This window comes from Microcystis sp. M53603_WE2, assembly GCF_030065435.1.
This window is the reverse complement of the sequence record NZ_JASJFF010001229.1, coordinates 1-9,740: the sequence shown is the minus strand read 5'-3', so window position 1 is coordinate 9,740 and position 9,740 is coordinate 1. Positions and strand designations below refer to the sequence as shown.

At 44.7% G+C, this 9,740-nt stretch carries 10 protein-coding genes and 1 tRNA gene; 3 read left to right on the top strand and 8 right to left on the bottom strand.

What is annotated here, in order from left to right; genetic code table 11:
* From PX481_RS25735 to PX481_RS25720, 4 genes are all read right to left on the bottom strand, one after another.
* A partial coding sequence (locus PX481_RS25735) for an inositol monophosphatase family protein (protein WP_288096786.1) occupies window positions 1-695 on the bottom strand: 695 nt, incomplete at its 3' end.
* Window positions 696-709: 14 nt separating this feature from the next.
* On the bottom strand, window positions 710-1,078 hold the full coding sequence (locus PX481_RS25730; protein ID WP_002760814.1) for a 2Fe-2S iron-sulfur cluster-binding protein: 369 nt from the start codon (window positions 1,076-1,078) through the stop codon (window positions 710-712).
* A gap of 164 nt (window positions 1,079-1,242) precedes the next feature.
* Window positions 1,243-3,492: a hypothetical protein gene (locus tag PX481_RS25725; RefSeq protein WP_288096783.1), complete on the bottom strand. Its 2,250-nt coding sequence runs from the start codon at window positions 3,490-3,492 to the stop codon at window positions 1,243-1,245.
* Entirely contained in the window at window positions 3,489-4,430 is a 942-nt protein-coding gene (locus PX481_RS25720) for a homogentisate phytyltransferase (protein WP_002760818.1), read from the bottom strand. The genes PX481_RS25725 and PX481_RS25720 overlap by 4 nt, the downstream gene beginning before the upstream one ends.
* Window positions 4,431-4,784: 354 nt before the next feature.
* Between PX481_RS25720 and PX481_RS25715 the strand changes: the two genes are divergently transcribed.
* Window positions 4,785-4,871, top strand: a tRNA-Ser gene (locus PX481_RS25715).
* A gap of 125 nt (window positions 4,872-4,996) precedes the next feature.
* Here the strand turns inward: PX481_RS25715 and PX481_RS25710 are convergent.
* Window positions 4,997-5,659, bottom strand: a complete 663-nt coding sequence (locus PX481_RS25710) for a class I SAM-dependent methyltransferase (protein ID WP_002760819.1) — start codon at window positions 5,657-5,659, stop codon at window positions 4,997-4,999.
* Between the two features lie 106 nt (window positions 5,660-5,765).
* Between PX481_RS25710 and PX481_RS25705 the strand changes: the two genes are divergently transcribed.
* Together PX481_RS25705 and PX481_RS30245 are read left to right on the top strand one after the other, a co-directional pair.
* The gene (locus PX481_RS25705) at window positions 5,766-8,321 is read left to right on the top strand and encodes a hybrid sensor histidine kinase/response regulator (RefSeq protein WP_002760822.1); all 2,556 of its coding nucleotides are present in this window, start codon (window positions 5,766-5,768) and stop codon (window positions 8,319-8,321) included.
* A gap of 66 nt (window positions 8,322-8,387) precedes the next feature.
* Window positions 8,388-8,777, top strand: coding sequence for a response regulator (locus PX481_RS30245; protein ID WP_502846637.1), 390 nt, complete (start codon window positions 8,388-8,390; stop codon window positions 8,775-8,777).
* A 12-nt stretch (window positions 8,778-8,789) separates the two neighbouring features.
* Here the strand turns inward: PX481_RS30245 and PX481_RS25700 are convergent, their stop codons facing one another.
* The 3 genes from PX481_RS25700 to PX481_RS25690 all read right to left on the bottom strand — a co-directional run bounded on the left by PX481_RS25700 (window position 8,790) and on the right by PX481_RS25690 (window position 9,708).
* Window positions 8,790-9,188 (bottom strand): hypothetical protein, encoded by a 399-nt coding sequence (locus PX481_RS25700; protein WP_002760825.1) that lies wholly within the window; start codon window positions 9,186-9,188, stop codon window positions 8,790-8,792.
* A 24-nt stretch (window positions 9,189-9,212) separates the two neighbouring features.
* Window positions 9,213-9,500, bottom strand: coding sequence for a hypothetical protein (locus PX481_RS25695; RefSeq protein WP_002795750.1), 288 nt, complete (start codon window positions 9,498-9,500; stop codon window positions 9,213-9,215).
* A gap of 85 nt (window positions 9,501-9,585) precedes the next feature.
* Window positions 9,586-9,708, bottom strand: a complete 123-nt coding sequence (locus PX481_RS25690) for a hypothetical protein (protein WP_288023767.1) — start codon at window positions 9,706-9,708, stop codon at window positions 9,586-9,588.
* Between the last annotated feature and the right edge of the window lie 32 nt (window positions 9,709-9,740).

The window sequence follows — 9,740 nt, the reverse complement described above, 5'->3', positions numbered from 1 at the left end:
TTACCGCCAGCTTCTTCGATCAGAATAATTCCCGCGGCCAGATCCCAGGGATTAATCCCTCGTTCCCAATAACCATCTAAGCGCCCACAGGCCACATCGGTTAAGTCTTTGGCAGCGGAACCGCTGCGGCGTACCCCTTGGGTCAGATGGGTCAGATAACAGAATTCGGCATAATTATTATCGGGGGTTTGACAACGATCATAGGCAAAGCCCGTCACCAGTAAACTTTTTTCTAGTTCACTCGTCCGGGAGACATGGATAGGACGACGGTTCAGGGTGGATCCTAAACCCCGGGCTGCCCGAAATAGTTCCTTTCTAAAGGGGTTATAGATGACTCCCACTTTTGCTATCCCTGCGATCAGTAGTCCGATGGAGACGACGGATACGGGATAACCGTGGGCATAGTTGGTGGTTCCATCGAGAGGATCGATCGCCCAGAGATACTCGCTGTCCCTCCCTTGCAGTTTTCCCGATTCTTCCGCTAAAATCCCGTGTTTGGGAAAGTGACGGCCAATAATTTTGAGAATTTCTGTTTCTGCTCGACGATCTATTTCCGTCACTAAATCGCCCGATCGCCCTTTTTCTTCTATTGTCTCGATTTTACCCCAATTATCGAGGATAATTGTTCCCGCTGCTAGGGCGGCTTCGCTGGCAATGTCTAGGTATTTTTCTAATTGGCTGCTGGTATCTGGCACGATTAATCCCTAATCTATTCTTCATCTAAGGGTAAACCAAAACGCACTTTCCCACGGGCAAAAAAGCGACCGAATTGTAATTCATACACTTCATCCTCGTCTTGGGTGGCTACTTCCATATCGCTACGGGCATAACTGACACAAAGTAAAGCATAACCTCTGGCTTTTAATTCCGGCGATAGTCCAATCGCTTCTGGTTGATGGATATCTCCCGATAATACCCTGACCGCACAGCTGGTACAAGCTCCATTGCGACAGGAAAAGGGTAATTGATGACTCTGTTTTTCCAGACTGTGCAGTATATAGTTATCCCCTGGAACGGTGGTGACAAATTTTTCGCCCGTCTGACGATTGTGAACGGTGATTTGATGATATTTAGTCATAGTTTAGTTAGGCGGAAATTATAGATGCAATTTAGATAGTTCTAAATTTAGGGGCTATTTTGGTCAGCCACCTTGATTATATCATCAATAATTGCTCAAATAGTCTTCATCTTTACAAATGCCCCTGGACAACTGTTAACTTTTCTTTGGTCACTTGCTAATTTTTATGGCTCTTGAAAATTCATCTCTTTTAATCTAACTGCACCGTCGATAATTGAGATTTCCTGGGAGCCAATTTGCACGATCGCATCTAATCCCTTGCCGATAATTTTAACTGCTGGGGGACGACTTTTCTGTACGGTCATCACCAGAAAAAATTCCTCGCTACCCGTGGCTAAAATGCGCTCACCTGTATTAGTTTTCTCGACTTTTAAAGTCACGGGAGTTATAAAAGTTCCCTGCATATTTGCCCGATTTTGAGTGATAGTAAAACTATTTTTTCCGAGAGTAACATTTCCCTGGGTATTCATCACCCAAGTTTTATTAATAAATTCTGGTTGCTCGACTTTACCTAATAATTTATCCATCAAGACGAATAATCCGGGGGAACCGGAGGACAGACTGTAATCGACGGCGAAAGAGCGAACTAGAGCAACTCCTGCGGGTGGTTCAGCCCCTTTAACCCTAATTTTATCAGTTTTTAACGTAATTACTCCCGAACCATCGGGACTAGATTGAAAAGTCATCGGTTTTGCCTGGGTCCAAGGCGGTGTTTTCGGGAAAATAACGGTATTTTCTGAGTTCCAGTCGCCTTTTGATCTCTCAAAACTCGCCCAATGTCCTCCTAATCCCCAAATTCTCACACTAGCGACATCGGGAAAAGACCATCCTCCCACAAAAGGTTGCTGTTTAAGATAGATACTAGCGACAAAATCCTCTTCATTTTGCCAGCGATTACGAAAAGTATAAAATCCCTTTTGTTGATCAACTAAAACCCGGTCAAGTTGGCGAGCGGGATTTTCTGGAGTAAGATTAGATGGATAAGCAGCGAGGAGAAAAGGGGCAATATGAGGATAATGGGGGTGAAAAAGTTGTTTTTCTTGACCTTGTAATCGCCATTTTATTGCTGGTAGCCATGATTTATCGGTAATTCCCAATCCGATAGTTAATAAAGATACCCCTACAAACATCTGATGTCTGCCATAAGCAGGAATCAATAATTGACCATTTTTAGGGACAATTCTGGTTAAATAATGGGGGATCAATTGGGCTGCCGAGGAACCAGTTACTAAGTCTAATCCGAGACTATTTCGATACCCTTGCAAAAAGGGAAAAACAGCGAGAACCATGGGTTCGGTGGTGTATAAATCTCCTTCTGTGCCAAATCCTCGATCGCCGATAGCTGTGGTAAAATAGCGTTCTAGGTGACGTTTGGCCATTTCCACCTGTGCAGAGGGAGAATAGAGAGAATCGGGCGGTAAATCTTCCTTGAGAATCGCTAAACTAGCTAATCCTGCCGCACCTCTGGCCCGCGCATTCCAGTTACTAACTGCCTCTCCATTCCATCCATCTTTGGGTGAACCACCTTTGAGAAGTTTTTTACTTTCACTGGATAACCAGCGAGTAATTTCCCGTTGGCGCTTTTCTCCCCAAAAATCATAACAAAGATCGTAAGCGAGAGCAACTCCTGCGACAATTGGTGCTTGTTCTAAGACTCTCCTTCCCCGATTTTTACGGGTTTTTTCGATAATTTCCCAGGCGATTTCTGCTGATTTTCTATCTTGATTTAAAATTGCTAAAAAACAATGACCTGTGGCATGATAACCACCATTAGGAACATAACCATCGTAATAAATTTTTTCTTGTAAACTGTTGTTTAATTGGGCGATAATAGTTTTACCGATGGGAGTTTTCGCTTTTTCTCTGAGATTAGTTAATTCTGACTTGCGAAAGATTAAACGGGGATGTTCTCGCGCTTGTAGGGGTTGATGATTAGGGACAGGATTAGGCCATAAAGGGGAAATTGTGCCATTAACTTGGTTTTGTAGTCTTCTTCCCCCTAAAGTGCCTTGATAACTGCCGATAAGTTGGTCTTGGTAGGGGACAATTTCGATATTATAGATAGCTTCCCTGACTTCCCCTTGCCAAGGGTGAGTTTGAATGTTCATTTTCACCTGTAATCGCCAAGCATTGTCTAATTTAATCGCTTTTACCGTACCTTGGTGATCCACTTCTTTATTGAATTTGAGCGCGTATCCCCACACCGACGGCTGACAAACAGCGTGATCACAGCTTAAATCTAGGGTCAGATTTTGATAAACGGGTTGATCTTGCCACAGTTTCCAAACACCATTTTTCAGGGTTAAACGAAGGTTGCCGGTTAATAGTTGCGGATCGATGGTTTCTTGACTTGGTGCGCTTGTACCACCTAGCAAAAGTAAGGGAATGGCCGCTAAAAAAGGAGATATTTTCATATTAAACAAGCGAGGGGAAATATCAGGTATTCTAGGAAGAATAATTTCCAAATAAATTGGTAGAATTGGCTGATTTCGCTTTTATCTTCTAAATTTACTCCGCGACTACGCCACCAAAGAAGAACAAGTAGGAGCAGATGGGCGACAATGGCCAGAGGAGAATTAATTCCCGTTATCCCCAAGAGACCGACGGCAATCATCCCCCCATAACATAGAGAAATTGTCAATAGGGAAATTGTTAAGATTTTTTGAGGACCGAGAAGCAGGGTAAAAGTGGTAATTTGGTAAATGCGATCGCCTTCTAGGTCAGGAACATCCTTGAAAATAGCGATCGCAACGGTGAAAACGAGAACAAAAGCTGTTAAAACCCAGACCGAGGGATAGATAGACTGATTTTGATTGATAACTGTGTTGTAGTGGCGAAAAAGACCTAAATTGACGATGACACCCCGGACGGTAAAAATACAGAAGGCGGACCAGAGGGGAAAGCGTTTTAAACGCACTGGTGGCAAGGAATAGGCAGTACCGATGAGTAAACTAATCCCCACGGTGATTAACAGCCAAAAACCACCGATAAAAGCCAGTATAATTGCTAAAATACCGCTTAAAACCACGATTAACCGTCCTGTTAACCGAGAAAATTCGCCCTTGGCTAGGGGAAGATGGGGTTTATTGATTTTATCGATGTCGATGTCTTCCAACTGATTTAAACCGACGATATAGACATTACCCGCAAGACAAGCGACCCAAGTGAGCAATAAAACTGGCCAATGGCTAAAAAAATCGCTAATATTGCCCAAAGCAATTAAATACAGACTTAAAACACTTAAAGAAGTGCCGATAATCGTATGGGGACGGGAAAATTTCCAGAGACTCCCTAACCAGTGGAGAAAGTTAGGCTGGGGATGGTTAACTGGAAGAAAAGGAGCTTGATTCATCAGACCTCCGGTAAAAATCAAAAATTGTTATGGTTGCTGAGGAGTCGGTCGTCAGTAGTCAGGAGAATCAATAATGAATAATAATCGATTAAATAGTCTATAGCGTTTTTCAGTCTGCTGAGGTACAAAAGTTCTGGGTTTTAGGCAAAAGGCAAGAGGCAAAAGGCAAAGGGGAAGAAAAACAGGTGTACCTCACTAGCTTAGGAAACGCTATATTTAGATAGTTTATGCCACTTAATCCTTATTTTTGACGTTTTTAAACCCTCAAAAATAGATTATGCAAGAGGTCGATCAAAAAAAATCAATCCGAGGACAAGTAATCTGTTAAAATGATAATCCAGACTCAAACCCTGTGGAGAGGTGGCAGAGTGGTTGAATGCGGCAGACTCGAAATCTGCTTTAGGGTAACACCTAACGTGGGTTCAAATCCCACCCTCTCCGTTGAACTGATAATTTAGTGCTGTCGTTCTCAGCCATAATTTTTGGTCAACTGTCTTAAGAGATCTAGCGTTGTCCTGGGTGGTTGGCGACTGGTAACTAAATTTAGACAACAAAAATCGACTTCTTCACTTTTTCATTGCCAGGGTCAAACCATCACCAATAGGAATAATACTGATATTGACCCGTTGATCCTGCTGAATTTTGGCATTAAGTGAACGGATAATTTTGGTGCGATTATCGGTGCTATCGGCCGCCGCTACTCGTCCCGACCAAAAAACATTATCGATGGCGATAATTCCGCCGCTTCTGACCAATTGTAACGCCCGTTCGTAGTAGGGATCATAATTACTTTTATCGGCATCGATAAAGACAAAATCAAAACTATTACTTTCTCCCCCGGCGATTAATTGATCTAAAGTCTCCAGGGCCGGGGCAATTCTTAAATCGATTTTATCGGCGACACCGGCCTGCTGCCAATAACGGCGGGCTATACTGGTATATTCTTCCCTTAGATCACAGGCGATCAGCTTGCCTTCTGGGGGTAAAGCTAAGGCTACCACTAGAGAACTATAACCGGTAAAAACCCCTATTTCTAGGGTTTTTTTCGCCCCGATCGCCTGTACCAAAAAAGCCATAAACTGACCTTGTTCGGGGGCAATCTGCATGACTGCCAGGGGTTGAGAGGCAGTTTCTTGACGTAATTGAGCTAAAATCGGAGATTCTCGCAGACAGATAGATTGATAATAGGAGTAAAATTGTTGATCGAGTCCAAGAGTTTGATTAGCCATAAAAAAATTGCTAGTGGATAGAGTTATCGAGTAAAATTCTGGGTAATCTGAAGCTAGAGAGAGCGTATTGGTTGACCAAAAAGGAAGACTTGGCAGGAAGCAAATCATGATGAAACCCGACTCGGATCATCTCTTTAACGAGGATCTCGAACAGCTGTTAGAGAGTTTAGAAGACAAAGACGCCGACGGTGACGAGGCTCTAGAGGAACTTTTTGGCGATAGTATCAATTGGGAAGAATCCGCCACTAATGATCTTTATTCTACCCCCGGACCGGCTCCCAAGTTAGAACCGGAAGATGGGGATGATCTCGAATCTCTGCTGCTAGAAAATGCGGTGGTCTTGGACTCAGAAGCAATTATAGCCATCGGCAACCCCAATTTTTACGACAGCCTCGAAGACTTAGAAGCTTTTCTGGAAAAACCCACGCCACCGGCGCAACCGCCACTACCAGACATCTTTGAATCCCTAGAGGCCTTCCTCTGGGAATCCCCAGCAGTGGACCCGGTGGCGGCGGCGGAACCTCTGCAAGGGTTAGAATCACTGGAAATTGCGCCAGAAAGCCTCCCAGAGGATGAATTCAGGGATTTAGAAAAACTCCTCGAAGAAACCAATCAGGTGATGGCAGCAAATCCGGCGGCCAGTTTCAGTTCACCGGTCGGGTCAAAAAACCTGCGTCCCCTTGTCAGTAAAGCTTTTGAACAGACGATGCGGGTGCCGATCAAACAATTGGATAACCTCAGCAATCTGATCGGGGAACTGGTGGTTAAACGCAATCGCCTTGAAGAGGAACAGGATCGCCTGCGTCTCTTTTTAGATAATTTGCTAACCTGCGTCCAACATCTGGGTGATGTGGGCAGTCGGATGCAGGATCTCTATGAAAGAAGCCTCCTAGAAGGGGCTTTACTGGCTAGTCGCAATTCCGGTGGTGCCATCGGTTACGGTAGAGTTCAGGGAGAAAATCAGGGGGATTCGGCCATGGCCGGCGAACTAGATGCCCTAGAGATCGACCGTTTTACCGATTTCCATTTATTATCCCAAGAGATGATCGAATTGATCGTACGAGTGCGAGAATCGGCCTCTGATCTTCAATTTGTCGTCGATGAAACCGATCAGGTGACGCGCAGTCTGCGACAGGCCACCACCCAACTACAGGAAGGGATGACCAAATCGCGCATGGTTCCCTTTAGTCAAGCCGCCGAACGCCTACCCCGGGCAATTCGCGATATTTCCCTGAAACTCGATAAACAAGCCAAATTAAAAGTGGAAGGGGGTGATGTTCTCATCGATAAGATGATCCTCGAACATCTCAATAGTCCCATGACCCATCTGGTCAACAATGCGATCACCCACGGCATTGAATCACCCCAAGAACGCATGGCCAAAGGGAAACCTGCCCTCGGGACCATCTCTGTCCGGGCATTCCTACAGGGGAATCAAACCGTGATCACCGTTGGTGATGATGGGGCCGGTATTGATGCTGATCAGGTGAAACGCAAGGCGATCGAAAAAGGCCTGATCGGCGATCAGGAAGCTGAACACCTCAGTCCCCAAGAAGTCTATAAACTCCTCTTTCACCCCGGTTTTAGTACCAAAGATCAGGCCGATGATTTTGCTGGTCGTGGGGTGGGTTTAGATGTGGTGCAGACCAGTTTAATCGATGTGCGCGGGACCGTTACTATTGACTCGGTACTGGGCAAAGGAAGCACTTTTACCATCCGTTCACCCCTAACCCTGAGTATCTGTAAGGCCCTCTGTTGTGTTAGTAATCATGCGCGCATCGGGTTCTCCATGGACGGAGTGGAAGATATGAAGGATTTCCGGTCCAGCGATATCCAAATGGATAGGGAGGGACGGCGCTGCGTTGTCTGGCAAAATACTTTACTACCCTTCCAACCCTTGAGCGAATTGCTTTCCTACAATCGGCAACTAAGTCGCGGTAGTTTTTATACTGGCAAACAGGAGCAAGACTCTTTTTCGATCGTGATCCTGCGCGGTGGTAATAATCTCCTCGCAGTACAGGTGGATCAAGTGATCGGTGAACTGGAAATCGTCATCAAACAGATCGAAGGACCGATTCCGAAAACGGCTGGGATTGCTGGGGCGACGGTTTTGGGCGATGGTACGGTGATGCCGATCGGCGATGTGTTAGAGTTAATCGACATCGCCAGGGGTCGTCTGCGTACCGATAACGGTGGTCCTTGGCGCCAACCTCTCCCCCCCGTAGCGGTGAAAACTAGGCAAAAATCGGGGGCTATGGTTCTGATTGTCGATGATTCGATTACTGTCCGGGAATTGCTCTCTTTAAGCTTTAGTAAAGCTGGTTATCGTGTGGAACAGGCCCGGGATGGTCAAGAAGCTTGGGAAAAATTACGCGGCGGTTTGCCCTGTGATATCGTTTTCTGCGATATCGAGATGCCCCGCATGAATGGCCTAGAATTACTCTATAATTTGCAAAAAGACCCCCAATTAGCCTCGATTCCCGTCGCTTTATTGACTTCCCGAGGAGCGGAACGTCATCGTCAGGTGGCGGCGACATTAGGGGCTAGTGGTTATTTTACCAAGCCCTACACGGAAAGAGATTTACTCTCGGCAGCTGAAAGAATGATTGCGGGGGAAGTGTTACTAGCTAATAGTATTAAAGCGACTCCTAACCCGTCTTGATCCCCCGATACAACGATTATTGACAGTAATCCCGCTAATTTCTTTGCACAATCGACTCCTCGGGTCTTGATTGTCGATGATTCGGTAACGGCGCGGGAAATGTTAGCGATTTCTTTGGTTAAAGCTGGTTATCGCATTGAAAAGGCCCGAGACGGTTTAGAAGCATGGGAAAAATTACGGGCTGGATTAGCTTGTGATCTGATTCTCTGCGATCTCGAAATGCCTCGCCTGAATGGGTTAGAATTGCTCTCTCGTCTGCAAGAGGATGAACAACTTCAAGGGATACCAGTAGCGATGATTACCTCGCGAGGGTCGCAAAAAATGCAGCATCTCGCCGCAGCTAAAGGGGCAAAAGGTTATTTTGTCAAGCCCTATATTGAGGATGTGTTGCTGTTGGCAGCCCAACGTTTAATCGCTGGTGAGGTATTAATCCAAAAAGACAGTCCCGCGGATTAAGTTCAGTTGGAGTTAAGTTTTATCGAGGAGAATTTCCACTAAGGTTTTTACCGTTTTCTCTAACTGTTCGACGCGCTGCTCTAAACTAAGAGAAAGACCGGGAGGTTTTAAACCATGAATCGCTTGCAAAAATGCCTCCCATCCCTTTGAGCATTTAATATTGTAGGCTTCTTTATAGGCTTTATAGGCATTATTATAGTTACCGTAAAGGGAGATAATATCATCTTTAGTTAAATTTCCTTCAGGCAAAGACTTATGGGCAATATTCAAATTTTGCTCGCTTAAACTATTTAAAACTTCTTGCAAGCGGACAGTCAACGTGGCCGTAATTCCGTAAACTTGGGCGGCATTTTTTAGATCCTGCTGGTGCAAATCTTCTAGGTTAGCAATTAATTTACTGATTCTAGACATGATTGATTTTACTCCTTAACTGATTTATTTATCTAGCAAAGATTTGTTGATATTTGACTGACCACTCCCCATTTGTGGCCGGTCAGGATCGGAGGGCAAGTTATTATCTATCGAACCAAAATCTTCCCAGTTATCATCGAGAAATAGAGATTTCACTAAAGTCCATAAAATAGTTAGCTTTCCATATACAGACTTGGTACTACGGACATTATGGGCTGCCACTTTTACTTCCATTTCGATCTGCTTTAATTCAGCAATAACTTTCTCTCGCTCCGCCGTAATTTTGGCTTTTTCTTCAGTTAAATTCCGCATTTCTGAAGTTAAAGAATCTAATTCTTTTTGCAGGTCAACATTAGTGGCAGATATTTCAACAATTTGGTCTTTTAAATGACTGTTATCATCTCGATATTGGGCTCTTCGGGACTTGGTATGGTTCGATATGGGGGCATAAATCGACTAAATCCTTATCTGGCAAGAGATTTAATTGATTAGTTCGCTCTAGATCGCAAACAATTGACAAAAATCGCGGTAATGTCTGTCTCTATAAGGGTT